20 protein-coding genes, 7 pseudogenes and 1 other annotated feature are annotated in these 24,687 nt (G+C 64.1%); of the genes and pseudogenes, 9 read left to right on the top strand and 18 right to left on the bottom strand.

The features are described 5' to 3' along the window. Positions 1 to 161: 161 nt before the first annotated feature. The 6 genes and pseudogenes from G6N13_RS09880 to G6N13_RS09905 form a co-directional block, all read right to left on the bottom strand. Positions 162 to 1,394 (bottom strand): annotated as a pseudogene (locus G6N13_RS09880) (IS4 family transposase). Continuing rightward, positions 1,363 to 1,965 carry an IS3 family transposase gene (locus tag G6N13_RS09885; protein WP_163696624.1) on the bottom strand — a complete coding sequence of 201 codons (603 nt, stop codon included), beginning with the start codon at positions 1,963 to 1,965 and terminating at the stop codon, positions 1,363 to 1,365. The pseudogene G6N13_RS09880 and the gene G6N13_RS09885 overlap by 32 nt, the downstream one beginning before the upstream one ends. After that, positions 1,962 to 2,222, bottom strand: a complete 261-nt coding sequence (locus G6N13_RS09890; RefSeq protein WP_407663760.1) for a transposase — start codon at positions 2,220 to 2,222, stop codon at positions 1,962 to 1,964. Before G6N13_RS09890 ends, G6N13_RS09885 begins: the two co-directional genes overlap by 4 nt. Beyond that, positions 2,215 to 3,294, bottom strand: coding sequence for a DUF5631 domain-containing protein (locus G6N13_RS09895; RefSeq protein ID WP_163696626.1), 1,080 nt, complete (start codon positions 3,292 to 3,294; stop codon positions 2,215 to 2,217). Before G6N13_RS09895 ends, G6N13_RS09890 begins: the two co-directional genes overlap by 8 nt. An 11-nt stretch (positions 3,295 to 3,305) precedes the next feature. Further along, a protein-coding gene (locus tag G6N13_RS09900; RefSeq protein WP_163696628.1) for an IS3 family transposase occupies positions 3,306 to 4,534 on the bottom strand; the annotation gives its coding sequence in 2 pieces (ribosomal slippage) (positions 3,306 to 4,222 and positions 4,222 to 4,534; 1,230 coding nt in all). 949 nt (positions 4,535 to 5,483) lie between these two features. After that, positions 5,484 to 5,930: a hypothetical protein gene (locus G6N13_RS09905; protein ID WP_163696630.1), complete on the bottom strand. Its 447-nt coding sequence runs from the start codon at positions 5,928 to 5,930 to the stop codon at positions 5,484 to 5,486. A 335-nt stretch (positions 5,931 to 6,265) separates the two neighbouring features. On the opposite strand from G6N13_RS09905, the pseudogene G6N13_RS09910 reads away from it, so the two are divergent. The 3 genes and pseudogenes from G6N13_RS09910 to G6N13_RS09920 form a co-directional block, all read left to right on the top strand. Next, a pseudogene (locus G6N13_RS09910) lies at positions 6,266 to 6,427 on the top strand (IS630 family transposase); the annotation flags it as partial. Positions 6,428 to 6,620: 193 nt separating this feature from the next. Beyond that, positions 6,621 to 6,911 carry a transposase gene (locus G6N13_RS09915; protein ID WP_163696061.1) on the top strand — a complete coding sequence of 97 codons (291 nt, stop codon included), beginning with the start codon at positions 6,621 to 6,623 and terminating at the stop codon, positions 6,909 to 6,911. Then, positions 6,908 to 7,843, top strand: coding sequence for an IS3 family transposase (locus G6N13_RS09920; RefSeq protein WP_163696632.1), 936 nt, complete (start codon positions 6,908 to 6,910; stop codon positions 7,841 to 7,843). The genes G6N13_RS09915 and G6N13_RS09920 overlap by 4 nt, the downstream gene beginning before the upstream one ends. 34 nt (positions 7,844 to 7,877) lie before the next feature. On the opposite strand, the pseudogene G6N13_RS09925 reads toward G6N13_RS09920, so the two are convergent. From G6N13_RS09925 to G6N13_RS09945, 5 genes and pseudogenes are all read right to left on the bottom strand, one after another. After that, positions 7,878 to 8,653: pseudogene (locus tag G6N13_RS09925) on the bottom strand (IS3 family transposase); the annotation flags it as partial. After that, positions 8,463 to 8,594 (bottom strand) — a sequence feature (AL1L pseudoknot). It overlaps the preceding pseudogene by 132 nt. Positions 8,654 to 8,999: 346 nt before the next feature. Beyond that, a pseudogene (locus G6N13_RS09930) lies at positions 9,000 to 10,237 on the bottom strand (IS4 family transposase); the annotation flags it as partial. 143 nt (positions 10,238 to 10,380) lie between these two features. After that, on the bottom strand, positions 10,381 to 11,172 hold the full coding sequence (gene istB / locus G6N13_RS09935; RefSeq protein WP_163696634.1) for an IS21-like element helper ATPase IstB: 792 nt from the start codon (positions 11,170 to 11,172) through the stop codon (positions 10,381 to 10,383). 50 nt (positions 11,173 to 11,222) lie between these two features. Next, positions 11,223 to 12,755: pseudogene (gene istA / locus G6N13_RS09940) on the bottom strand (IS21 family transposase). Between the two features lie 182 nt (positions 12,756 to 12,937). Continuing rightward, a pseudogene (locus tag G6N13_RS09945) lies at positions 12,938 to 13,162 on the bottom strand (transposase); the annotation flags it as partial. Positions 13,163 to 13,370: 208 nt separating this feature from the next. On the opposite strand from G6N13_RS09945, the gene G6N13_RS09950 reads away from it, so the two are divergent. Further along, on the top strand, positions 13,371 to 14,033 hold the full coding sequence (locus G6N13_RS09950; RefSeq protein ID WP_163696636.1) for a L,D-transpeptidase family protein: 663 nt from the start codon (positions 13,371 to 13,373) through the stop codon (positions 14,031 to 14,033). 75 nt (positions 14,034 to 14,108) lie between these two features. On the opposite strand, the gene G6N13_RS09955 is transcribed toward G6N13_RS09950, so the two are convergent. Further along, positions 14,109 to 14,594 carry a nuclear transport factor 2 family protein gene (locus G6N13_RS09955; protein ID WP_163696639.1) on the bottom strand — a complete coding sequence of 162 codons (486 nt, stop codon included), beginning with the start codon at positions 14,592 to 14,594 and terminating at the stop codon, positions 14,109 to 14,111. A gap of 53 nt (positions 14,595 to 14,647) precedes the next feature. Here G6N13_RS09955 and G6N13_RS09960 point away from each other — a divergent pair, with 53 nt between their 5' ends. Next, on the top strand, positions 14,648 to 15,184 hold the full coding sequence (locus tag G6N13_RS09960) for a hypothetical protein (RefSeq protein ID WP_235677987.1): 537 nt from the start codon (positions 14,648 to 14,650) through the stop codon (positions 15,182 to 15,184). 274 nt (positions 15,185 to 15,458) lie between these two features. Here G6N13_RS09960 and G6N13_RS24105 read toward each other — a convergent pair whose 3' ends face one another. Beyond that, a complete protein-coding gene (locus G6N13_RS24105; protein WP_170310446.1) occupies positions 15,459 to 15,602 on the bottom strand; it encodes a hypothetical protein in 144 nt (47 codons plus the stop codon). 188 nt (positions 15,603 to 15,790) lie between these two features. After that, positions 15,791 to 16,384, bottom strand: a complete 594-nt coding sequence (locus G6N13_RS09965; protein ID WP_163696641.1) for a TetR/AcrR family transcriptional regulator — start codon at positions 16,382 to 16,384, stop codon at positions 15,791 to 15,793. A 40-nt stretch (positions 16,385 to 16,424) separates the two neighbouring features. On the opposite strand from G6N13_RS09965, the gene G6N13_RS09970 reads away from it, so the two are divergent. From G6N13_RS09970 to G6N13_RS09980, 3 genes are all read left to right on the top strand, one after another. Continuing rightward, positions 16,425 to 17,660, top strand: coding sequence for a hypothetical protein (locus tag G6N13_RS09970; RefSeq protein WP_163696643.1), 1,236 nt, complete (start codon positions 16,425 to 16,427; stop codon positions 17,658 to 17,660). 3 nt (positions 17,661 to 17,663) lie between these two features. Beyond that, a complete protein-coding gene (locus G6N13_RS09975; RefSeq protein WP_163696645.1) occupies positions 17,664 to 18,701 on the top strand; it encodes an NAD(P)H-dependent amine dehydrogenase family protein in 1,038 nt (345 codons plus the stop codon). Between the two features lie 469 nt (positions 18,702 to 19,170). Beyond that, entirely contained in the window at positions 19,171 to 19,572 is a 402-nt protein-coding gene (locus G6N13_RS09980) for an Rv0313 family protein (RefSeq protein ID WP_163696647.1), read from the top strand. Here the strand turns inward: G6N13_RS09980 and G6N13_RS09985 are convergent. After that, positions 19,573 to 19,982: pseudogene (locus G6N13_RS09985) on the bottom strand (alcohol dehydrogenase); the annotation flags it as partial. It abuts the gene before it with no gap. 101 nt (positions 19,983 to 20,083) lie between these two features. Then, positions 20,084 to 21,535, bottom strand: a complete 1,452-nt coding sequence (locus tag G6N13_RS09990; protein WP_163696649.1) for a hypothetical protein — start codon at positions 21,533 to 21,535, stop codon at positions 20,084 to 20,086. Between the two features lie 451 nt (positions 21,536 to 21,986). Between G6N13_RS09990 and G6N13_RS09995 the strand changes: the two genes are divergently transcribed. After that, positions 21,987 to 22,793, top strand: coding sequence for a glycoside hydrolase family 16 protein (locus G6N13_RS09995; protein ID WP_163701948.1), 807 nt, complete (start codon positions 21,987 to 21,989; stop codon positions 22,791 to 22,793). A gap of 26 nt (positions 22,794 to 22,819) precedes the next feature. Here the strand turns inward: G6N13_RS09995 and G6N13_RS10000 are convergent, their stop codons facing one another. Continuing rightward, positions 22,820 to 23,920 (bottom strand): ferritin-like domain-containing protein, encoded by a 1,101-nt coding sequence (locus G6N13_RS10000; protein WP_163696651.1) that lies wholly within the window; start codon positions 23,918 to 23,920, stop codon positions 22,820 to 22,822. Between the two features lie 147 nt (positions 23,921 to 24,067). Next, positions 24,068 to 24,370 (bottom strand): transposase, encoded by a 303-nt coding sequence (locus tag G6N13_RS10005; RefSeq protein WP_163696653.1) that lies wholly within the window; start codon positions 24,368 to 24,370, stop codon positions 24,068 to 24,070. Between the last annotated feature and the right edge of the window lie 317 nt (positions 24,371 to 24,687).

Consider the following 24,687-nt stretch of genomic DNA (forward strand, 5'->3'; position numbering starts at 1 on the left):
GTGGCCCTCGGTGTCTGATGTTTTTGTGGTCCAGGGTTTTTCGCGGAAACTTTGTGCCGCTGGCTCGTTTGGTGACGCGGGGGTAGGTGCGGTGCCGTCTGGCCGGGTTGGGTCGCTGGAGGATCTCGGCGACGGCGTGACGCAGGCTGGTGGCGAGTCGGTTAGGGGGAAAAACCCGCCTGCCCGGTGACGTGGCGGCGGACGATGCGCAGGGTGCGGATGAACGACATCCGTAGCGGGTCGAGTCCGTCGGGGTTGGTGGCCTCATACATCAGCGCGCGGATCGCGTAGTGGGTCAACAACAGCGCCCAGATCTCTTGGCGCACCATCTCGGGGCTGTGCGAGCGCAGGACCCGGTAGCTGCCGCGTTGGCGGGTTTCGATCTCGGCGAGGCTGGATTCGAATTCCCAGCGTTGGTGATAGACCGCGGCGAGCTCGGTGGCGGAGGCTAGCTCCGGATCGAGGATGGTGGTGATCAGCCGGATGGGCGATCCGCTGTGGGTCTCGCGGTTGGTGATGTCGTACTCGATGACGCGCACCATGGGGCCTCGAGGGACGGCGTGCAGGCCGCGGGCCTCGTGGCGTCGCAGGCGTTGACGTTCGATGGTGGTCAGCAGCACGCTCAGATACGAGCCGTCAGCCAGGTCGGTGACTACGTGCAATTTCAGTGCTGACTGCACCCGCCACAGCAATTCGGCCGGTCGCAGTGGCCTCCTGCCAGAATTCGCGGCTGTAGAACCCGCGGTCGGCAAGCACGAGCATCCCGGGTTCGACACTGGCCAGCAAGGGCGGGCGAGTTCACGCTCGTCGCCGAGGACGCCACCGAGGTGGGCGTCGATCACCGCGTGGGTGCCGCATTCGCCCAGTCCGAGCACCTTGACCTTCGGGTAGGGGGCGTCCAGGCCTGGCTGACACCGCGACCGAAGGCGTCTTCGTTGTCGGCGGTGTCGGGAACGTCGAGTTGGACGCCGTCGATGGCCATCACCCGCAGATCCCCCAGCCACGCGCCCGGCGTGCCTGCCCCGGCCAGCGGCCGGGCGACCCGCGCGAGCTCGCGGATCGGTTCGGCACCCAGCCCCGGGCTTGGCACAGCGCTGAGGAGGTGGGCAGCTGCCAGTCCTCGTCCCAGGACCGCAGAAACCGCAACCCGTCGACGAGTTTGCGCATTACCTCTTCGTAGGCGTCGTCGAAGAACAACGTCATAGCCAGCACGAAGTAGGCGACCACCCGGGCCGGCAGCAGCCGACGGCGCCGTTCGGTGCGGCCGGTGTCGGCGAGCACCTCGTCGACGAGATCGCGGTGCACCAGCCTGGTCAGCACACCAAGCCGATCCGGTCGGTCAACCGGTCCCTACGACCGCTTTCACCACCGGCACCCTCGTCGACCACACGAATAAGTGTGATGCGTAATCCTTTGCAGCGCAATACTTCTAGGAGCCAATCTGAGGCGCGAAGAACGTGCCGGCCAACACATCACCTTCGCTCGATCGGCACCGTTCACATCCACTGAACACGCTCTACAGCAACAGCTTTCGATCCTAATCCCGCTGACCTGCGACGACGCTAAAGTTAACGGCATTGGGTCAAAGACCCGGCCGACCCGGTCCGGCGGGAACGATGCGGTCGGATCGACAACGGTGGTCTTGACCTTGAACGTGCGCGGGCTGATGCCTTCGACGCCCATCTCGGCCATCACCTTGGCGACGGTGTTCTCCGAGACGGTGACGCCTTCGGCATGCAGATCGGCAGTGATCCGCGGCGACCCGTACGTGCGGCGTGAGGCCTTCCAATGGGACAGGATCTTCACCTCCAGATCCCGGCGCCACTGCTGGTGCGCAGACAGCTCGACCCGGCATTGCCGTGCCGCCCACGCGTAGAAACCGGACCGCGAAACACCCAGCAGCTCGGTGAGTTTCGAGATGTCGTGGTCGGCGCACTCCGCGGCGATGAGCTCGAAACGACTCACCGGTGTTGCTGTGCCGCAAAGTACGCCGATACTTTTTTCAGGAACGCAATATCACGGTCCTTTTCGGCAAGCTCAGCACGTAACCGCACCAACTCCGCGTGCTCGACCGCCGACCGGTCCCCGTCCGGCGGTAGCTCGCGCGCGTCGAGAGCGGCACCGGCCCGAACCCGTTCAGCTACAACCCATTTACGTAACAGATTCTCATGAACGTTCAACTCCCGGGCAACCTCAGTGACCGATCGGCCACCATCAATCACCCGCCGAGCAGCCTCCACTTTGAACTCCGGTGTAAACGACCGACGAGTTCGAGACATCCCGACATCCTTCCAGCAGGACCCTCGGCCCCGCTATCTCAGGTGTCCACTCAAACTGGGGAAGCTCAGTCTCGACCTGTGCTGCCTTCACCGCGGCACTGCCGGTGGATGCGGCTTTGGCCAGGGTGTGGGCCAGGCGGGGGAGGCCGTCGCGCCATTTGGTGGCTTGGGCGAGTTCCCAGCCGAGTTCGTCGACCTTGTGGAGGTCGCGGGCGCGGATGGACATCTGGGTGGGGTCGGTGTCCTCGGCGGCGGGGAGGTATTGGCCGGGGGCGTAGGTGGCACTCAGCGTGGTCTCACCGAGCAGCCCTTCCAGGGTCTTGGAGCGGAGGCGGGGGACGAGCAGCTTGATGCCGGTGGGTGGTTGGACTGCTGCGCCGGCGGCCGCGGGTGTCTGACGGACGACGGCGGGCTGGTTGAGCGCATTGCCGCTCGACGGGTGGACTGGGGCAGAGGCTGGGGCTGCAGCCGGGGGCGTGACGGGTTGGGCGGCGGGTGCGGTGGCTGCGGCGGGGCGGAGGTCTGCGCCGTAGGTGGGCAGGGGACCGGCGGGTGCTGCGGGGGCGGCGGTCGACGGCATGACGGGCGCTTGGGCAGCGGGGCCGGCGACGTAGGCCTGGGTGGTGTCGGCCGGGGGAGCGACGGGCGCTTGAGGAGCTTCGTATGTCGGTGTGGCGTGGGCGTTTTCGAAGAGCGGCGCTCCTGCCGTTGGCGCTGTGTATGCCGGCGGTGCAGCCATGCCCTCGGGATGGATCGGGGCCTGCGGCTGCATGGCGTGCGCGGCATTGCTCGAAAGTCCTTCGGTGCCTGCCGCCATGGGGCCGCCGGACTGCGCACCAGAGTTGAAGTTCTGGGCGAACCCTTCGGGGGAGAGGGCGTTGGTGGGGGCGGAGGTGGAGGGGATGCCTGTCTGCGCGGCGCTGAGGTTTGGGGCGGACGGCGCGATGGCGTTGCCGGCTGGGCTGCTCGTTACGCCCGGTACGGCTGAAGGGACTTGCCCCCATGTAATGGACACGGGATTTGTGGTTACGCGGCTTCGGGCAGCGTAGCCGTTGTGTGGTTGTCTTCGTAGGTGGCGGGGCTGGAATAGCGACACCGGGAGTGACGTCGTCGGGTGTTGTAGCGGACCAGCCAGCGGAACACCTCACGCCGGCAGGTAGCAGCGTCAGACCAGTTTCTACGGTCTTGCAGGACTTCGCGTTTGAGGGAGGCGTTGAACGATTCGGCGAGCGCATTATCGGCGCTTGACCCCACCCCACCCATGGACTGGGTGACACCAAGGTCCTTGCACAGTTCCGCGAAATCCTTTGAGGTGTACCGACTTCCGTGATCTGAATGGAATATTGCACCCACCAGCGAGCCCCGTAGCGCGTGGGCGGATTTGAGGGCATCCTCAACCAGCTCGGTGCGCATGTGATCGGCGATCGCCCACCCCGCCACTCGGCCGGAGAAGCAGTCGATCACCGTCGCAAGATACAGATTCGACCCGGTCGCCAACGGCAAGTACGTGATGTCGCCGACATAGCGGCTGTTGACCTGCTCGGAGGTGAAGTCCCGGTTGAGCAGGTCGGGGACCTTCTGGTTGGCCGGATCAGCCACGGTGGTCGTGACCCGGCGTTTTCGGCGGTAGCCGGCGATCCCGGCACCGCGCATCACCCTGGCCACCCGCTTGTGGTTGACCCGTTCACCGTCGGCTGCACCGTCGTTGAGCTCGGCGGTGATCCGCGGCGCCCCATAGGTGTTGTCCTCGTCGTGCACGGTGCGGATACGCGCCTCGAGCGCCTCGTCCGCGGCCTGGCGTGCGGCTCGACCCTGTGCACCGGCCAGCCAGGCGTAGAACGACGAACGCGCGACCTCCACGACCGCGCAGAGCCACTTCACCTCGAAGGTGTGCAGGTGGTCGGCGACGAACTGGAAGCGGCTCACCAGTTCGTCTCCCCGGCGAAATATTTGGCCGCCGACCGCAGAATGTCCCGCTCGGTGGCCAGCTTGGTCTTCTCCGCCTGCAGATCCTTGACCTGAGCGCGTAGGCGGGCCAGCTCCTGCTCGGGGGTCTGCACACCCGGTGCGGTCACGTGCGCCGATCCGGGCTTGCGGTGCCGGATCGGCACACCGGCGGCTTTGCACCAGGCTGACAGTGTCGCCTCACTGACACCGAGCTCAGCAGCGATCACGGTGATCGTCGCGCCCTCGGTGTCCCGGTAAAGCGCGACCGCGTCACGCTTGAACTCATCGGGATAATTTTTCCTTGCCATCGGGTTGGATCATCTCGCTTCCCCCAAGACATTCCTGGGATTGAGCGTGTCCAACACGCGGGGTCAAGGCCCGAATTGGGTTGAGGCGGAGCAGCAGTCGAAACGGCCGGAGTGGGTGTTTCTGCTCTGTTGTAGAGCGGAGCGTTGGGATTGTTGCTCTGCGCGGCGGGGAGGGCCCCATCTGAGGACTGGTTCTGCGCGCTCGCGTAAAGCTGGCCTGGTTTATGCTGAGGCGCAGCGGCGCTGGTCGGATTCGGAGGGTTCGGAGGGGGCGAATGCTCTGCTTTCCCGTAAAGGTTCGATACCTCAGATGTCGGCCCCGTTGATGACGATGGCTGGTCGAGCATCTTTGTTACTTGCGATCGCAGGAGGTCTTGGTCCGGCGAGCCAACGGTGCCGTCAACGTTGATGCCGTTCGACTGTGCAAAGTTGTGCGCCGAGGTATCAATGCCGTTTCGGTCGAGTACGGCTTGTATGGCACTGGTTATGTTTCCGCTCTGGATAGCCTCTTTAGCGCTGGCGTCCAATTGTGCTGACACAAGGGCCTTAACTATCCGTCCCACCTTCGCCACGGCCGGCTCGGAAGAATTCTGAATGTCCTGAATCTCTGCGTTTCCGCGAGCGGCTATTTCAGTCAAGTCTGAACGCAATTGCTAAGTAGATCTCAAAGCAGATCTATGGCTCTCTGCAATCGCCAGGTACTTGGAAGACAACTCCCGCGCATGCTGTTCGCCGGTTTGGAAGGCTGCGCGAGTATCGTCGGCTGTTACGCCCTCTTGCGCTCCGAGCGGTCCTAATCTAATCGTCTGCAGAGCATCTGCATACGTGTCGAATGCATGACCGGCCGCGTCTCGGTTGGTGGACGCTCCCTGCAGAGTAACTATCGACGAAGCGTCAGGCCACTGATGGCCCATCAGAAGCGGTGACCATTGTCCTGGCGGGAAATCGATCACTTGCAGGCCTGAGAAATCTTCGGCGTAAGAGAATCAGCGGCTCGATAATCCGCATCTAGCGTAGACCTGTCAGAGTTCCCAATCTGGTCCAGAATCATGCTTTGGTATTGATTGGCTAGAGCTTTCATCGGTGTCGCTACCTCCTCAGGGGCAGCTAGCTGTTGGGCTAACACGGTGGCGAGATACGTCGACGCGACGTGAATGGCAACGCGTGAATTCGCAACGACTGCAAGTGCTTCATTGGGACTATCGGGCTGCTGACTGTTTACAGTTAGTGCGTTGATTGCCTTGCCGTAGGCGTCGCACACAGCCTTCTTCGCGTCAGCGACTTCCTGATCGCTATACGTCCTCGCGGTAGGCGCTTCAGGCTTCGGCATTGGCCGGAACCAGGCACCGATCGCGACCCCAATCGCGATCACCGCGACGACGACGGCGATGATCATCGGCAGCCGAGATGGTGCACGCCCCGAAGGTGGTGTGGGCCAGGGTGCTTGTCCTGCAGGTCCGGGTCCGTACGGTCCTTGCGACATAGTGCGATGGTATCGCTTGGGTTTGCCGGAGCGCTATTCACCGGCCGAAGACGTGCGGGCGAGGTTTCGCGTATCGGTCCAGTTCAGGGCTCGATTTGCTTCGTACCGCGGTGGGGCCTCTGATGTGATTGGCATAGCCGCCTAATTGCGTCGACCCAACTTGGCGGCTCCCAGCCGGGGGATTGGGGGTGTCGTCCAGACGCTAGTGTTTAGAGGCGTTAATTCGCTGTCTCTTGTTAGGGTAGGTGATGCCGTCTCTGCATGCTGCCCAGATCGTGTTGACTGATGCCGAGCGAGCCGAGTTGGAGGGGTGGACGCGTCGGCGGACTACTGCGGCGGGGTTGGCGTTGCGAGCGCGGATCGTGTTGGCGGCCAGCGATGGTGGCACCAACATTGAGGTGGCCGATCGGTTCGTGGTCCACCTGAGTTAGGACATTTGGCTTAGCCTCGATCCACCGATTGACTTGATGAGGGTGAAACGCCCTGGTTCTGCCGGAGGCTCGGGCTATTGGATTTCGACCAGGTGTTGGTCGCTCCGTTGGGCATCGTAGAACGTGTGGCCTTCCCCCGGGACCGTGGAGGCATCAGCTATAAGGAGTAGCGATGTCAGAGAAACGGAAGAAGTACGACCGGGAGTTCCGTGAGGGGGCTGTTCGGATCGTGCGTGAGACGGGTAAGTCGATCGCGCAGGTGGCTCGGGATCTGGGGGTTCACGAGGGCACTCTGGGTAATTGGGTCACTCAGGACCGTGAGGCACGGGAGGGTCGTGGGGAGTTGACCCGCGATGACCTGGCCGAGCTCAAGCGTCTGCGCAGCGAGAACGCCGAGTTGCGGATGGAGCGTGATGTCCTCAAGCGATCGGTTGTCCTGTGGGTGAAGGAGGCGACGAAGTGAGCGTGGCACGTTTCATTGCCGACCAGAGGACCAAATACCGAGTGCCACATGCATTTACGTGTGTGTTGTTGGGTGTGAGCGTGTCGTGGTTCTACAAGTGGATCGCTCGCGCGGGCAATGCCGATGGGTTGCACACTGACACCGATCGGCGCCGGGCGCGGCTCGATGCCGCGGTCGCGTCGGCGTTCACGGTGGCCAGAGGGTTGCATGGGTCGCCGCGGCTGATCGCTGACCTGCGCGATCTGGGCTGGGAAGTGTCGGAGAAGACGGTGGCCGATTCGATGCGCCGCCAGGGGTTGGTGGCGCGCCGTATCAAGCGCCGCAATGGGTTGACTAAGCAGGACAAGACGGCACCGAAGTTCTCTGACCTGGTTAAACGGGACTTCACTGCGGCTGCGCCGAACCTGAAGTGGGTCGGTGACATGACTGAGATTCCCACCGAGTGCGGGCAGAAGTTGTATTTGGCGACGGTGATCGATCTCTATAGCCGCCGGTTGCTGGGCGCGGCGATGGGCCTGCATCCGGATGCCGAGTTGGCCTGTGCGGCGATCACGATGGCCGTGGCCGCCCGCGGCGGCCGCCAAGCGATCTGGCGGGACGAGGAGTCCGAGCGGGTCATTTTCCACACTGACCGCGGCAGCACCTACACGGCGAAGGCGTTCACCACGCTGTGCCGCACCGTGGGGATTCGCCAGTCGATGGGTCGGGTCGGATCGTGTTTCGATAATGCCGCCGCGGAGGCGTTCTTCTCCTCGCTGGAATGGGAAGTGTTGTCCCGCAATCATTTCCGTGATACCGTTCATGCGCAGGCGGTGGTTATCGACTGGTGCTATACCTTCTACAATCACCAACGCCGGCACAGTGCCGCCGACGGGTTATCGCCCGTCAACTATGAGATCAGGGAATCCAAGACCAAGCCGGAAGCGGCATAGGAAACCCTCCACGATTTCGGGGGAACCACAGTCCCCCGATCGAACCTATAGAGGGGACCGCGCCGATCTCGGCGAGCCGTTCGCCGTAGCGAATGGAGGTGAACTGCGACCCAGCATCGGAGTGACATCTCAAGCCCGCCAACAGGTTTCCGCGCGACCAGCGCGCCATCTCCAACGCGTCGAGGACCATCGAGGTCCGCATATGGCCGGCCACCCGCCAGCCCACGATCATCCGGGAGTACGCATCGACGATGAAACACGCGTACGCGACGCCGGCCCAAGTCGGCACGAATGTCAGATCCGTCACCCAAAGCTGGTTCGGCGCGGTCGCGGTGAACTTGCGCTTCACCAGATCGGGGTGCCGCGCAGCGCTGGCATCTGGCTTCGTGGTCTTGACCCGTTTACCGCGCCGTGCCCCGCAGATACCGGCAGCCCGCATCAACCGGCCCACCTGATCGCGGCCCACGTCGTGGCCATTTCGGCGGGCGGTCTTCCACAGTTTGCGGGCCCCGTAGACGCGGTAGTTGTCCTCCCAGAGGGCCACCAGGGCCGGCCCCAGTTCGGCGTCACGTTGCGCGCGCGCCGACGGACCGCGGGACTTGGCGTCGTAGTAAGTGCTCGGGGCCATCACCACGCCTGCCGATCGCAGGACGGTGATGATGGGCTCGACCCCGAACTCCTCGCGCTGGGCGTCGATGAAATCGACTATTTCTTGTGTTGGCGGTCGAGCTCCGCCCCGAAAAAACTGGCCGCACGTTTCAGTATTTCGTTGGCACGCTTGAGTTCTCGGATCTCCTGCTCGAGCTCTTTGATCCGTGACGACTCCGCGCTGGACACTGTCCACGGTCACGTATTTCCCCAGGGGTTGCCGTCACGTAATTCCCCAGGTTCAGGTGCTGCTGCGGTGAGCGTAGCGAACCGCTAAGTGGGTGTCAGGTGGTCTTGGTGCCAATGCCGTTAACTTTGTAGGCGGGTGAGTCGGATGTCGGGTGGCCCTCGGTGTCTGATGTTTTTGTGGTCCAGGGTTTTTCGCGGAAACTTTGTGCCGCTGGCTCGTTTGGTGACGCGGGGGTAGGTGCGGTGCCGTCTGGCCGGGTTGGGTCGCTGGAGGATCTCGGCGACGGCGTGACGCAGGCTGGTGGCGAGTCGGTTGGGGAAAACCCGCCTGCCCGGTGACGTGGCGGCGGACGATGCGCAGGGTGCGGATGAACGACATCCGTAGCGGGTCGAGTCCGTCGGGGTTGGTGGCCTCATACATCAGCGCGCGGATCGCGTAGTGGGTCAACAACAGCGCCCAGATCTCTTGGCGCACCATCTCGGGGCTGTGCGAGCGCAGGACCCGGTAGCTGCCGCGTTGGCGGGTTTCGATCTCGGCGAGGCTGGATTCGAATTCCCAGCGTTGGTGATAGACCGCGGCGAGCTCGGTGGCGGAGGCTAGCTCCGGATCGAGGATGGTGGTGATCAGCCGGATGGGCGATCCGCTGTGGGTCTCGCGGTTGGTGATGTCGTACTCGATGACGCGCACCATGGGGCCTCGAGGGACGGCGTGCAGGCCGCGGGCCTCGTGGCGTCGCAGGCGTTGACGTTCGATGGTGGTCAGCAGCACGCTCAGATACGAGCCGTCAGCCAGGTCGGTGACTACGTGCAATTTCAGTGCTGACTGCACCCGCCACAGCAATTCGGCGCCGGTCGCAGTGGCCTCCTGCCAGAATTCGCGGCTGTAGAACCCGCGGTCGGCAAGCACGAGCATCCCGGGTTCGACACTGGCCAGCAAGGGGGCGGGCGAGTTCACGCTCGTCGACGAGGACGCCACCGAGGTGGGCGTCGATCACCGCGTGGGTGCCGCATTCGCCCAGTCCGAGCACCTTGACCTTCGGGTAGGGGGCGTCCAGGCCCTGGCTGACACCGCGACCGAAGGCGTCTTCGTTGTCGGCGGTGTCGGGAACGTCGAGTTGGACGCCGTCGATGGCCATCACCCGCAGATCCCCCAGCCACGCGCCCGGCGTGCCTGCCCCGGCCAGCGGCCGGGCGACCCGCGCGCGTAGAGCTCGCGGATCGGTTCGGCACCCAGCCGGGCCCGGGCTTGGCACAGCGCTGAGGAGGTGGGCAGCTGCCAGTCCTCGTCCCAGGACCGCAGAAACCGCAACCCGTCGACGAGTTTGCGCATTACCTCTTCGTAGGCGTCGTCGAAGAACAACGTCATAGCCAGCACGAAGTAGGCGACCACCCGGGCCGGCAGCAGCCGACGGCGCCGTTCGGTGCGGCCGGTGTCGGCGAGCACCTCGTCGACGAGATCGCGGTGCACCAGCCTGGTCAGCACACCAAGCCGATCCGGTCGGTCAACCGGTCCCTACGACCGCTTTCACCACCGGCACCCTCGTCGACCACACGAATAAGTGTGATGCGTAATCCTTTGCAGCGCAATACTTCTAGGAGCCAATCTGAGGCGCGAAGAACGTGCCGGCCAACACATCACCTTCGCTCGATCGGCACCGTTCACATCCACTGAACACGCTCTACAGCAACAGCTTTCGATCCTAATCCCGCTGACCTGCGACGACGCTAAAGTTAACGGCATTGGTCTTGGTGCCGGGTCGTTTCCGGGGTCGGTAGGACGGGCCGTCCATGAGGACTTGGTGGCTGGTGTTGATGAGTCGGTCGAGCAGCGATTCGGCCACGACCGGGTTCGGAAACAGCGGGTACCAGTCCTTCGGGGCCCGGTTGCTGGTCAGGATCAGGGGCTTGGCGGCGATGGCGCGGTCGGAGACAAGGTCGTAGAGGTCGTCGCTTTGGGTGGGGGTGTGCTCACGCATCGCGAAGTCATCGACGATCAGGACCAGGGGGCGGGTGTATTCGCGCATGCGTTGTCCGATGGTGCGGTCGGCGTGGCCGCCGGCGAGGTCGGCGAGCATGCGGGAGCATTTGACGAAGCGGATGTCGCCGCCGCGGAGTGCGACTTGATGCCCGAGTGCCTGTGCCACATGGGTTTTCCCGACTCCGACGGGTCCGTAGAGAATCACTGATTCACCGGCCTCGAGCCAGCGCAACGCGGCCAGGTCGCGCAGCATCGCAGCGGGCAGTTTCGGGCTGACGGTGAAGTCGAAGTCCTCGAAGGTGTTGGGCTGTTCGAAGCGGGCGCGGCGGACCCGTCGGGCCAGGGCGGCGGTCTCCCGGCGGGCGATTTCGTCTTCGCAGAGTACTTGGAGGAATTCCAGGTGTCCGAGTTTCCCGTCGCGGGTTTGAGCCAGGCGGGCATCGAGGGTGTCGAGCATGCCGGTCAGTTTGAGGGTCTTCAGTGCGGCCCGCAGGCTGGGATCGTGAATGGTCATGACTATGTCCTTGGAGTTGAAGTGGTTGCAGTGGAGGTGTTTTCGTGCGCTCAGGCAGTGAGGTCGGTGTCGAACGCGTCAGGTCCTCGCAGCATCGCCGGTGGTGGCGGGACGACGGCGGGCGAGGCATGGTCTGCTTCGGTGCCGGCGACCAGGATGCCTTTGACGGTGCGATAGCCGGGGTCCCCGACCTGCAGTGCTCGAGTGCAGGCCGCGTCCAGTCGACGATCGCCGTACTTCTCGCGCAGGCGGATGATCCCCTGGATGGCGCGGAGCCGGTGGATGGCGTTGACCGTGGACAATTCGGCGACGACCGCGACGGCGCCGGGCCCGATCTGCTCGGCCTGGGTGCGGCACCACGTCACGGTGCGCAGGGTGTGGGCGATCTTGTGGGGCGGGTAGTGCTCGACATTGGTCGAGCGGCCCGCCAGATGCAGCACGTGAGTCGCGACCACGGTCCCGCTGTGGAAGATCTGCACGACGTCACCGGCGGTGCGGGCGGTGACCTGCTGGCCGATCAGCCGCCACGGCACCGAGTACAGCGCCTTGCCGGACTTGACGTGGCAATCCGCGGCGACCCGCCCGATCGAGTAGATAACCGACTCAAACACTCTGGGCGGCAACGCCATCAGCGCATCGCGTTCGATCGCTGCGAACACCGACGCCGGGGTCTGCCCATCCAGACCGCGGTGCTTGTGGACCCCGTATACCTGCGTGGACCACCTGATCGCCTCGGCCTGCATCTGGGCCAGCGAGGTGAACTCGCGGCGGCGAAGAACGAGTCCCGAATGTAGGGCATCGGCCGCTCGATGCGAGGTTTGTCCTTCGGCTTGCGGGCTCGCGCCGGATCGATCAGGGTGCCGTAGTGCGCGGCGAGCTCGCCGTAGGCCGGATTGATCAGCGGATCGTAGAGGTCGGGTCGCTCGACTCCGGTCTTGAGGTTGTCGCACACCAGCCGCGCCGGCACGCCGCCGAAGAACTCGAACGCCGCGACATGCGAGGCATTCCAGGATGTTTGATCCATCCGCAACACCGGTTGGACGAACAACGCCCGTGAACACGACAGGATCATCGCGAATACCCACACCGCGACGCGGCGCCCGATTGCGGGTCCCACCACATCCCGAGCTTGCCGTAGTCGATCTGCGCTTCACTGCCGGGTTCGACCGCACCGCGGGGTACCGTGACTTTGCCTTCGAGTCGCTCCTCGGCGAAAGCGGTTGCCACGTAACGACGTACCGTCGATTCGGACACATCCACATGATGGTCGTCGCGGAGGCGCTGCGCGATGGTCGCCACTGTCACCGGAACCTTCAGCTGCTCGGCGATCCACTGGTGATGCACGGCGATCTGGGGCCATGTCAGTGCCCGCGCCACCGGATCGATGAGCTCGGGAAACCAACGCCCGATGCGTGCCCGCCATAGCTGCTCGTCAAACTCCTCCGGGCACGGTGCCAGACCCTCGGCCAGCGCCGGGGCCAGATACTGCGGATGGTCTTGCGGTCGATGCCCAGCGCCTCATTGATCTGCACCTGGGATCGGCCGGCATTCCAGTGCCGGAACATCTCCACGAAATCAGTCACGTCCCACGATCTCCTCGCCACTCAAGGCCCCTTCCAGGACCCCTGGCGGGGCACCTGAACGGAGCGAACCTGAACAGCGCCCCAACCCCCACCGGACACGCCCCACGGGGTGGGGAATTACGTGACCGAGGGTGAGGAATTACGTGACGGACAACCCCTCAGACCTGGGGAATTACGTGACCGCTGACAGACACTCCCGGAGCGCATCCCTCGTCAATATCGGCTTGGCGCACCCAGGACCGCACCGACTCCACCCCGTAGCCGAGTTGGCGGGCCACCCGCGACACGGTTCCCTGCTCGGTCCCCAACTCGGCACGCAGAGCCCGGACCATCCGCACCGCAGCGGCCTTCTCCTCCGGGCTGTAACGACGCGCCGTGGGCTTCCCGGCAGACTGTTCCTTCGGCATACCTGCATCCTCGTTTCCAAGGTCAGGAGCCTCCGGGATTTCCAGGGCGTTTCAATGCCCCCTCCGACCAGCCCTTACGCGCAGTTCACGGGTGCCCTGGGCCGATGTCAAATCGCACCAATGCTCCACGCATCGTTAGCTGGCCCAGACCTAACCGTGGCCCAACCTTGACTTGACCCGTCAGGAACTTCCCAGACACCATGAATCGATGCGCCGAATCGTCGTCTCGACCTGTGCTGCCTTCACCGCGGCACTGCTGGCGCTATCCTCAGCCCCACCCAGCCACGCCGAAACTCCGTGGTTTCAGCCCAACGTCGGCAACGCCACCCAGGTCCTATCCGTCGTCAGCACCGGCGGAGCCACCGCCAAGATGGACGTCTGGCAGCGCGGTGCCAATGGCTGGCAGCCCGTCCTGGTCGGCGTCCCCACCCACGTCGGCGCCAACGGCATGGTCCCGCAATCCCACGACGGCGAATCGAAAACGCCGATGGGCATCTTCACCCTCGACTTCGCCTTCGGCACCAAACCCAACCCGGGCGGCGGCCTTCCGTACGTCCAGGTCACCCCGGACCACTGGTGGGACGGCGACATGAAGAGCCCGACCTACAACACCATGCAGGTCTGCAAAAAAGCTGATTGCGCGTTCGACACCAATCCGGCCAGCGGCACCGAGAACCTCGACATCCCGCAGTACGCCCACGCCATCGTGATGGGCGTGAACAAGGCTCGCGTGCCCGGCAACGGCGGTGCCTTCTTCGTCCACACCACCGACGGCGGCCCGACCGCGGGCTGCGTCTCTCTCGATGACGCCACGTTGGTCAAGATCATGCAGTGGCTGCAGCCCGGCGCGCTGATCGCCGTCGCCAAGTAACGCGCCGACCGTGCGGGTTGTCGTCGACCCCGCAGCGGATCATCATCGACAAGCCGCACGCTCGGCGGCGCATCACTAGCCAGTGAAGGTGGCGACAGCCTTGCCCGCGGTGGCCGTGAAGTTCAGGTTCTCCGTCGACTGCGTGATCTCATAGGTGCGGTCGTATCCGGTCTTGCTGATCTTCCAGCCGTCCGGCGTCTTGCGATAGCGGTCGCGGTAGAAGCCGGCCCCCATCAACATGAAGTTGTACTCCGGCACGATCACCCGGTCCTGCAGGTACCAAATGGCTTCGGCCTCGTCGCCATCGACGGAGATCTCCGGATGCGTGACACGATGCTCGGTGAGCACGCCGGCCGGCATCGAGCGCTCCATGAAGTCCACCAGATCCTTGCGGTTGGTGAAGTGGTGCTCCTCGCCCAGCGACGAGCCGTAATCGCCGATGATGTCCTCGGTCAGGGTGTCGGCGAAGTCGTCCCAATGCTTGGTGTCCAACGCGCGCATGTAGCGGTACTTCACCTGTTTGATCGCTTCGATTGCTTCCGCATCAGCCATGCCGGACATTGCAGCACACCGAATGTGTCGCCAGGGAAAGTTGTCCCGGTGACGATGGGCCCATGGCCGAACCGGACAAGCCCGACGCCACGGTCCAACAGACCAAGTTCATCGAACCCTTCCTGCGCTCGCCGTTCCCCGGCATCGCGCCCTGGATCCTCATGGCCATCATGTCCGGACCCGGCCGCTTCGGGCAGTCCGCTGCGGCCGCGCTGACGCTGATCGTGATGTGGGTCGGCAGCTGCCGCGGCATCAAGGTGCATTCCCTCGAAGTCTTTGGCGCGGTGGTCTTCGCGGTCTTCGTCGGCGTGGGAATTCTGGGTTCCCCGACGCTGGTCACCTGGCTGGAACTCTGGGCCGGCGAGATCAGCAACGGCGCACTGGCCGCCTACCCGCTGGCCACCATTGTGATCCGCCGCCCGTTCACGATCTCCTACGCCCGCGACAACGTCGACCCCGAGCACTGGGACAGCCCGCTGATCGTGCGGGTCAACTACATCCTCAGCGCGGTGTGGGCCGGTGCGTTCCTGATCAACACGGCCGTCGGGTCATTCGGCGACGCTGTGTTGCGCGACGGCGACAACTTCTTGACCGGCTGAATCGTTCAACTCGCGGTCACCCTGGTCGCCGTTGGGGTCACCGAGTTCTATCCCGACTACGCGCGGGCGAAGTTCCTGGCCACAATCGGCGAATCATCTTAGATTCCAACATCATTCGGAAAGCTTTTGGACTGGCTTCCCGGCTTTGTGATCGGCATCGGGATCGCCGGTTGGGTCAGCGATTCATTCTCGGCCGGGGTATCGCACTGATCATCGTCGGCGCGGTGGCCGGCGCGGTGATGCGAAAACCGTTCCCGGACAACGAGGAAGGCGGCTAGTGGCCGGCGTCTTCGTAGCGCTGGGCGATGGCGACGAGCTCTTCGCGCACCGTTGACGGGGGCAGCGCGTTGATCCGTGCGTACAGGCGGCGACGGGTCATGGCCCGCTTCATATCGTTGCGGAACTGCGCAATCGACATTGTGTTCTCAACTCCTAGATAACCCCCGGTTCGTCAGGGGTGTGTTGCTATTGACGTTCCGAAATCTGGGATCGCCAGCTTGTGGAACTACTCGATCGTCCTTGTTAATTTCAGGTAAATCAACTTTGGCCGTGTGAGTTTCGCTACAGGTGTGACGGCGATCGCTTTCCGCGCACCGCCATCCGGTCTCAGCCCTGGAGGTATTTGGTGACCATGTCGACGAGTAGCTGACGCTCGCGTTGCCACTCAAGGTGCGAGTCGACGATCATCTCGACCAACACCATTCCGCGCAGTGATGACCAAATCACCTCTGCCACAACAGGGTCGTCGGAGACGAGTCGGCCGAGTTGGTTGATAGCCGTATTCATCTCCAGCAGGTGGCGTTTGGCGCTGTCGCCGAGGGTGCCGCGGGTGGCACGCAGGATCTCGAAGGCCGCCAGCGAGGTGGGGCTGCTGTAACAGCGGAACGCGGTATCGACGACGACCTCGATCCGTTCCCGCAACCCCAGATCGGCGACGTCGGCCTCGCCGAGGCTCTTGAGCAGCGCGGCCACCCCCTCGTCGACAACCGCCATCAGCAGGCCATTGCGGTCACCGAAGTGATACTGGATCACACCCCAGGTGACCCCGGCGCGCTCGGCCACATGCTTGGCCGTCGCGGATGGGAAGCCCTCTTCGACCACGCAGCGGACCGTCTCATCAATGATCAACGCGCGGGTGTCATCGCCCCGCTTACGCGGCGCCTGAGTTTGTCGCGTGGGAGGGGTGCCGAGCGCCTTCACATCGTTGACTTTATAACATTGAGCCGACTATGTTTCGCGTATGAGCCAGCCCCTCAGCCGATACGCCCAGTTGTCCCGGGCAGAACTCGCCACCCTCGTGCCGGAACTGCTGCTGATCGGACAGATCATTGACCGCTCCGGCATGGCCTGGTGCATCCAGGCCTTCGGCCGGCCCGAAATGTTGCAGATCGCGATCGAGGAGTGGGCCGGTTCCAGCCCGCTCTACACCCGGCGCATGCAGAAAGCACTGAAGTACGAGGGTGTCGACATCATCACCATTTTCAAAGGCCTGCAGCTCGACATCGGCGCTCCGCCGCAGTTCATGGACTTCCGCTACACCGTCCACGACCGCTGGCACGGCGAGTTCCACCTCGACCACTGCGGTGCCCTGCTCGACGTCGAGCCGATGGGCGAGGACTACGTGCGCGGCATGTGCCATGACATCGAAGACCCCACATTCGACGCTACCGCCGTGGCCACCAACGCCAAGGCGCAGGTGCGCCCCATCCACCGTCCGCCGCGTACCCCGGTGGACCGCACGCCGCACTGTGCGTGGACCGTCATCATCGACGAGTCCTACCCCGAGGTGAGCAGTATCCCGGCGCTGGACATTGTGGCTCAATCCAACGCTGCCAACTGGGAACTCGCTCCCATCGATCCGGATGACGAAGGCGCGCCGGACTATTCAGGTCCGCTGCTGTCCGACGTCGACTTCGGGGCGTTCTCGCACTCTGCGCTCGTGCGCATCGCCGACGAAGTGGTGCTGCAGATGCACTTGTTGAACCTGTCGTTCGGCATCGCGGTTCGGGCTCGGGCCGGCGACGACACCGAACTGGCTACGCAAATCTGCACCAAGCAGCTGACCGGCATCGCCGGGGTCGCGGCCGAACGGATCCAGCGAGCCCTCAAGCTGCCCAACGATTTCGACGGGCTGGCCAAGGTTCTCGAACTGCACCCGCTGTTCAACCCCGCCGGTTACGCCGTCGCCGAGGTCGAGGGTGGCCGGCTGCACGTGCATCCCTCGCCGTCGCACGACGACGCGTCCTGGGTGTCGCTGTGCTCCCCGGCATCCCCGGGCCCGTTGCAGGCGATCGCCACCGCTATCGACCCGCACATCGTGGTGCAGATCTCGGGAACCAGCGACGACTGGACCGCCGAATTCGAGAAGACCGACACGGCGGTCAAGGAATCGCCCGAGGTCGAGGTCACCCGATTCAGCCACGGCGTCACGTTCCAGTTCGAAGAGCGTCGTTCCCTCCCGCTGACGGTGGTATAGCCGGTGGCCCGACGCGTCGTGCAATGGGGCACTGGGGCGGTGGGCGCCGAAGCCATCCGCGGCATCGTCGGCCATCCAGACCTGGAATTGGTTGGAGTCAAGGTCTATTCGACGGACAAGGTCGGGATCGACGCCGGTGTGCTGGCCGGAGGTGAACCGATCGGAGTCACTGCCGCCATCGAGGTGGACACCGCTGACGTCGACGCCGTCCTCTACGCACCGCGCCACCCGTCGGTCGACGACGCGGTCGCCATCCTGGCGTCCGGGGCAAACCTGGTCACGACCGCGTTCGCGTTCCATCCCGCCCGGATGGCACCGGGCGATCGCGATCGACTCCGGCAGGCGTGCATCGACGGCGATACATCGCTGCACGGCACCGGACTGAATCCCGGGAACTTGGGTGTCGTTGTCCCGCTGGCGCTCGCCGGGATGTCCCGGGCCGTCGAACATATCAAGGTGCAGGAGCGGGCCGACTGGTCGGTCTACGACAGTGTGGAGATCACCTTCGACCAGATGCATTTCGGTAGCTCGATCGACGAAGTCGACGCCCAGACCGATGGGTTGCGGTTCACCAGTCAGCTCTTCCAGGAACAGGTTTGGCTGCTCGGCGACGCACTGAACCTCGGAGTCGACCAGGTCACCACCGACCTGGAAGTGATTCCGGCCAGCGCCGATCGCGATGTGTGTGGCCGCGTGCTGCGTGCCGGTACCGTCGCGGGTCAGCATTGGCGGTGGGCCGGACTGCGAAACGGTGAGCCCGTCATCGAGGTCGAAACCCTGTGGACTGTCGGTGAACCGCAACCAAAGCACTGGCCTACACCCCAGCATGGCTGGACGGTCACCATCGAAGGCACCCCGTCGATGCAAGCACATCTGATGACGCTGGCCAGCTTTCGCCGTGACCTTCCGCTGGCAGAGCATGTCCGATCGGCCAGCGTGGCGACCGCGATGCAGGCTATGAACGCCATTGGCCCGGTGTGTTGTGCCCCTGCCGGCTTTGTCACCATGGCCGACTTGCCGCTGAGCCTGTACCGCGGCTGAAACCGGTTGTCCTGCTGCGGCTCTGATACTGGCGATTGCGGTGGCGTTGGCAGACTGCACGACTCCCAACAAGGTTGTCTCGAATGCCTGGAACGCCATCGCGGAGATGACGTTGACGCTCTCGACAGTGGCGACCTGCACAAGACCATGGGCCCCAACGGGAACCGTTGACGTTCCTGGTGATTGGATGAGTGCCTTGCAGGATCGTGCCCCGCGCGGCACCGGGCGTCCTCTGACCGCTGACGACGTCCATCAGCTGCACGACCGCGACCTCAAGAGTGTTCTGCGCATTGGGTAGAACGAGATTCAGGTCATTGCCGATGATGCCTTCGGCCGCTGCGCCGATCGGCACCGTTACGGCACCTCTTACGATGAACGGCCAGATCCGGCCGCAGAAGGTCATCTGGTTTCGCTGGCAGCGAAGTTCACTTTCTCGACGGGACCAGGAATTACGCGCACACTGGCAGCTATGGAGAACAACGGGCCGTTCGGGTTCGATCCCGACGATATCGATCGTGTGGTGCGTGAGGCCAGCGAGGGTCTTCGGGACGCCTTCGGCCGATTCCTGTACACCTCAGGAGGAGGCGCCGGACTCGGCGTGTTGTTCGACGAGTTCAACCGCCGCTCGCGGCCGCGGTCGCAGCCGGAGACCGCCGGCGAGGCCGGTGACGGGGTGTGGGCCATCTACATCGCCGACGCCGACGGCAAAGCCCACGTCGAGCGGGTCTACCAGAGCGAACTCGACGCGCTGCGGGCCAACAAGCGCAACATTGACGCCAACCGCAGCGTGCGATTCTTGCCCTACGGTATCGATGTCAGTGTCCTCGACGCGCATGGCAATGCCGACGACGAGCCCGACGAGACTGAGTAGCTACACCGTCAGGACCATGCGATAGCGCGCATGGCCCTCGTCCATAGCGGCGTAGGCCTCGGCGGCGTCCGCCAACGGCAGCTCTTGGATACGGGCCCGCACGGCGAAATGCAGGGTGTCCTCCACATCGGCCGAGGTGCCCGACGGATGCCCGACCACGCTGTAATTGCCGAAGATCAGATCACCCGGCGTGATCGGCAGCGGATCGAACGTGGCACCCACGATCACGAGCTCGCCCTGAGGTACCAGCCCGCCGCACGCGCACCGAGTTCTTTAGCGTCGTCTGCCTTACCTGCGCCGCGCGCGATCGCAATGGTTTCCAAACCCATGGCGCGGGCCCACTGCACGCCGAGATGCCCGAGCCCGCCGAGGCCCAGGACGCCCAGACCCGCTGGTGCCCTGCGGTACCGACCCGTCCGTCCCTTACGGCGTCGGCAACTGGAACAACCCAATCCCGTTCGGGCACGGCTCGTGTTCATACACGGGCGGCACCGTCTGAGTTCGGTTGACCTTAGGCGGTTTTCAGACCTGAGTGGCCCAGCACGTGCAGGTAACCCTTGGGATCGGCCTCGTCCCACACCTGGGCGAAGGTCTGTGCCTTGAGAGCTTGGCCCTCTACTTCCATGTTCGCCAGGTCGGCGATCTCGTCGAAGCCGTAGTACAGAATCGACAGGGCTGTGGTGGCCAGCAGCACGTTGTTGATCGCCGCTTGCGCGGCGTCCTTGTGGCCTAGGGAGGCTTGGTATAGCGCGGGCAGCAGCTCGGCGATCGGGATCACGGCGTTCAGGCCGGGAACCATCTGCGACACTCGCCAGTTGGCCTCGTAGAGCTCACGCACAATAGGGCCCACATCGCTGGGGAAGAGTGCAACCAAGGCCTTTTCGGCGCTGTACACCGCGGTGGGCATGCCGTACGGCTTGGGATCATCGGCCCGGAACGGGTTAGACGCCTCGTCGGTCGACGGGGTGTCGCTGGCCGACGGCGTCACGGCCGCTACAAGCTGGGTGGTGGCCTCCGCCTCCGGGGTGACCTGGTCGGGCGGCGGGGTCGTCGTCGATAGCGGCAACCCGGACTCACCGCGGATGTGCAGTAATGCGAACGGGTCTAGGAGGTTCCACAGCGAGCCGATGAACCAGCTCTGCAGCTTCAGGGCAGGCGCTTCCAGGTTGAGGACGTCAGCGAGCTCGTTGTAGCCGTAGTACAGGACCGCGATCGGCTGGATCGTGACGATGAGGTTGTTGATGACGCGCTGGGCAGCTGCTTTATCGCCCTCGAAGGCCTTCGGCAGCTCGGTGATGATGTTCGCGATCGGGACGATGACGTTTACCCACGGAATCATCTGGGTGAGACGGTAGCCGAGCTCGAATCCCTCACGGGCGACGGCCTTTACCTGGTTCGGGAAGATCTTGATGAAGGACTCTTCGAGGGTCCAGATCGGGCCCGGCATGTCCTGCGGCGCGGGCTCCGGCGGCATCCACCGGAAGGGGTTCCAGAACGCCGTCGCGGGATTGACTGTGGCTGCGGCGGCAGTGGTTTTGGTCGCCGTGGTGTCGGTGGCCTCGGTGTCGGTGGCCTCGGTGCTCGCAGCGCTCTCGGTGGCTGCGGCCGGCCTGGCCGATGCCGGTCCAGTGAACAGACCCTGAAGTCTGCGCACCTGCGCGGCCTCGAATTCGACTGCGGTGGTCTTGGCGCTTGTCGGCGTCGACGAGGCGGACTTGGTGTCGGAAGCAGCGGCGGTGCTCGACTTGTCGTTCACCTTTGCTGCCGGCTTGCCGTGCTTGGTGTTGCTCGTCGCTGACTTCTTTGGCCCCTCATTGGCCTTTGCCGAGTCCGACGCGCTCGACGAATCGGCTTTGCCGGTATCCGCGCTTGCTACGCCCTGGCTCGCGGCAGCAACTGCCGCGCCTACACCGACCGCAACGGCGACCCCGCCGACGTAACCGACGTACTTATTCGACCCCATTTGCTGACCCCTTCGCTGGTTCATGGGCATATTAGACGAGCTGGCAGGTCAGGACCACCCCAAAGAATGAACGGCGCGGTTCCGAATGCTTGCCCTTATTCGACGGGCCCGTTACTCGGCGGGCGTGCAGAAACCTGCCGCGGCCATGGGATGCGGGCTAGATCCCGAGGTCATCGGGTGTTGCGCGAGTGCCGGCGGTCGACCTCGCCATCGCTTCGGCGAGCGTCGCGTCAGCGGAGACACCCCGCTCCCGCCGTCGCGAGACAGCACAGCTGTTTGCTGGCGAATTCGCCCATCCGTGGCGATGCGTTTATGCAGTTCAGGATGCCTTTTAGCGAGGTGTCCGCGGAAGGTTAACGGCAAAGGTGCGCCCGCAACGTACCCAGGTACCTCAGTCGTGAGTATTCGGCTCTATGGTTTACCGGTGCCCGATTTTGATCGTCGAAGTTTGATGCTGATGGCGGGGTTCGGAGCGGTCGCCGCCGCGCTGCCCATGCCAGTCGCGGGAGCCACGCCAACCCGCCCGCAAGCACCGCCCGCCAACGCTGCGGGCCCGGCCTACCTGTTCCATGACGAGTTCGACGGTCCGGCCGGCTCGGCCCCGGACCCCGCAAAGTGGCACATCGCCCAGAGGCGCGAGCTCATCAAGAACCCGGTGTTCTGGGACCGGCCCGAAAACATGGGGCAGTACCGTGACGATCGCCAGCACGTCTTCGTGGACGGCAAGTCGAACCTGGTCATCCGTGCAACGCGCGACAACAACAAGTACGTCAGCGGCAAGGTCGTCGGAAACTGGTGGGGCGGAATCGGAACCACCTGGGAAGCCCGGATCAAGTTGAACTGCCTGACTGCGGGGGCCTGGCCAGCCTGGTGGCTGATGAACGACCATCCCGAAGTGGGCGGTGAAGTCGACCTCATCGAGTGGTACGGCAACGGTGAATGGCCCTCCGGCACAACCGTTCACGCCCGGCTGGACGGTACGTCGTTCGCGACTCAGCCGCATCCGGTGAACGGCGACTGGCATACCTGGCGAGTCACGTGGAACGACTCCGGGATGTACTTCTGGCAGGACTACGTCGACGGCGCCGAGCCGTACTTCACCGTCCCGGCGAACTCCCTGGACGACTGGCCGTTCAACTTCCCCGACTACCGGATGTTCCCGGTACTGAACCTGGCCGTAAGCGGCTCGGGCGGCGGCGATCCGCGTACGGGTAACTACCCCGCGGATATGCTGGTCGACTACGTCCGGGTGTGGTGACGCAGCCCTGCTCGTAGGTCGGCCGGTTAGCTGATGCCCGCCGCGATCGCCTCGTCCACCTCAAGAGCCCGGTGGGCCATCTCGGCGTGCGCCTTGTCCAGATCTTCGGCCTGATCTTCGTCGGCTTTCATCAGCGCCTCGATGTCGAAGCCTGCCATATCGTGAACACCCATGTCCCGGAAGGCTTTCTGCACCTTATCGCCCCACAAGCCGATGTCTTTGACAATCGGCACGATCCGGCTGAACAGGTGTGAGCGGAACTGGATCATCAGCGGCGAGGTGTCGACCCACTCGGCGCAGGCTTTGACATCCATGCCGAGGGTCTCGAAAACCTCTTCACCGCGGAACCGGTCTCGCATCAGGTAGCAGGCGTCCACCACGAACTCTTCGCGCTCGGCCCGCTCGGCATCGGTCAACGCGGAGTAGTAGTCCTTCAACGAGATTCGGCCGAATGCGACGTGCCGGGCCTCGTCCTGCATGACGTAGGCCAGCACTTGCTTGGCCAATGATTCCGGTGCCGCCATGTCACGCAACACCCCGAACGCGGCCAGCGCGAGCCCTTCGATGAGGACCTGCATGCCGAGGTAGGGCATGTCCCAGCGGGAGTCGCGCAGGGTGTCTTCCAGCAGCGAGGTCAGGTGGGTGTTGATCGGGTAGACCAGGTCGACCTTCTCCTGGAGGAACCGCCCGAATGCCTCGACGTGCCGGGCCTCGTCCATGGTCTGGGTTGCCGCGTAGAACTTCGCGTCCAGATCCGGGACGATCTCGACGATTTTTGCGGCGCACACCATCGCCCCCTGCTCGCCGTGCAGGAACTGCGAGAACTGCCACGACTGGAAGTGCTGGCGCATTTCGGCGCGGCGTGCCTCGTCGGCTGCGTCCCACATTGGGCTGCCGAACAGGGGATGGAACTCGTCGGGCAGCCCGATCGGGTTCATCGGGTCGACATCCTGGGACCAGTCGATGCGCGACTGCGCATCCCACTGCTTGTCCTTGCCCTTTTGGTACAGAGAAAGGAGCCGGGCGCGTCCCTCGTCGTACTCCCAGGTGAAGCGGGCATCGCCGCCGCTGGGGGCATCCCAGGACAGCGGCTCTGGCACTTCGGTGTATTTGTCCTTGGTGGTCATGGAAGCTGTCGCCTTTCTCCCCAATACGAGCAGTGGTATGACGAGAATCACACTGCGCCGCATACGGCGGTGCCGTCAAGGATGAGACGTCGCAAGGACCGATTCCAGTAGGCACCTACTTAGGCACAAACTGGCGTATCCCAGCATTTACACAGTAGTAACGCAGCACCCCGCCACGGGCACTAGGGCCTGCGTGGCGCGTAACGCCTTGTTCTCGGCCCGCAGCCGGGCCAGCTCCTGCTCCGCAGTCTCGCAACCCGGGCTCGCTGCCGCCGCCGAGGCCGACCGACAGCGCCGGATCGACACCCCGGCCGCCTTGCACCACGCCGACAGTGTCGCCTCACTGACACCGAGCTCGGCGGCGATCACCGTGATCGTCGCACCCTCGGTGTCCCGGTAAAGCGCGACCGCGTCACGCTTGAACTCGTCTGGATAGTTTTTCCTTGCCATCGCGTTGGATCATCTCGCTTCCCCCAGGAACATCCCGGGATTGAGCGTGTCCAACACATGGGGTCAAGTCCCCCCAGCAGACGACACGAGATCGCCGTCGTCGAACACTGCTGACTCAGCGGAGAACTTATGCGAAACTTGCACCGGAAGTGCCTTTCTGAACTGGCCCGATTGATGCCTCGAGAACACCAATCATCCCAGCTCAGAGGGCACTTTCTTCGTTCCGACACCCCGCAGACAACCAGGTCAGTCGGTGGATCGAGGCTAAGTTCACGGTGATCCAGCCGAATCGTGGAGGGTTGTGACACCTCCGTGAC

Origin of the sequence: Mycolicibacterium sarraceniae (assembly GCF_010731875.1) — a bacterium.
Lineage (GTDB): Bacteria > Actinomycetota > Actinomycetes > Mycobacteriales > Mycobacteriaceae > Mycobacterium > Mycobacterium sarraceniae.

Excerpts from the sequence above, each read along its gene's own strand:
- G6N13_RS09905 (WP_163696630.1), bottom strand. The coding sequence starts at position 5,930 with ATGATCATCGCCGTCGTCGTCGCGGTGATCGCGATTGGGGTCGCGATC.
- G6N13_RS09915 (WP_163696061.1), top strand. The coding sequence starts at position 6,621 with ATGTCAGAGAAACGGAAGAAGTACGACCGGGAGTTCCGTGAGGGGGCT.
- istB (WP_163696634.1), bottom strand. The coding sequence starts at position 11,172 with ATGACCATTCACGATCCCAGCCTGCGGGCCGCACTGAAGACCCTCAAA.
- G6N13_RS09950 (WP_163696636.1), top strand. The coding sequence starts at position 13,371 with ATGCGCCGAATCGTCGTCTCGACCTGTGCTGCCTTCACCGCGGCACTG.
- G6N13_RS09955 (WP_163696639.1), bottom strand. The coding sequence starts at position 14,594 with ATGTCCGGCATGGCTGATGCGGAAGCAATCGAAGCGATCAAACAGGTG.
- G6N13_RS09960 (WP_235677987.1), top strand. The coding sequence starts at position 14,648 with ATGGCCGAACCGGACAAGCCCGACGCCACGGTCCAACAGACCAAGTTC.
- G6N13_RS24105 (WP_170310446.1), bottom strand. The coding sequence starts at position 15,602 with ATGTCGATTGCGCAGTTCCGCAACGATATGAAGCGGGCCATGACCCGT.
- G6N13_RS09970 (WP_163696643.1), top strand. The coding sequence starts at position 16,425 with ATGAGCCAGCCCCTCAGCCGATACGCCCAGTTGTCCCGGGCAGAACTC.
- G6N13_RS09980 (WP_163696647.1), top strand. The coding sequence starts at position 19,171 with ATGGAGAACAACGGGCCGTTCGGGTTCGATCCCGACGATATCGATCGT.
- G6N13_RS09990 (WP_163696649.1), bottom strand. The coding sequence starts at position 21,535 with ATGGGGTCGAATAAGTACGTCGGTTACGTCGGCGGGGTCGCCGTTGCG.
- G6N13_RS09995 (WP_163701948.1), top strand. The coding sequence starts at position 21,987 with ATGCTGATGGCGGGGTTCGGAGCGGTCGCCGCCGCGCTGCCCATGCCA.
- G6N13_RS10000 (WP_163696651.1), bottom strand. The coding sequence starts at position 23,920 with ATGACCACCAAGGACAAATACACCGAAGTGCCAGAGCCGCTGTCCTGG.
- G6N13_RS10005 (WP_163696653.1), bottom strand. The coding sequence starts at position 24,370 with ATGGCAAGGAAAAACTATCCAGACGAGTTCAAGCGTGACGCGGTCGCG.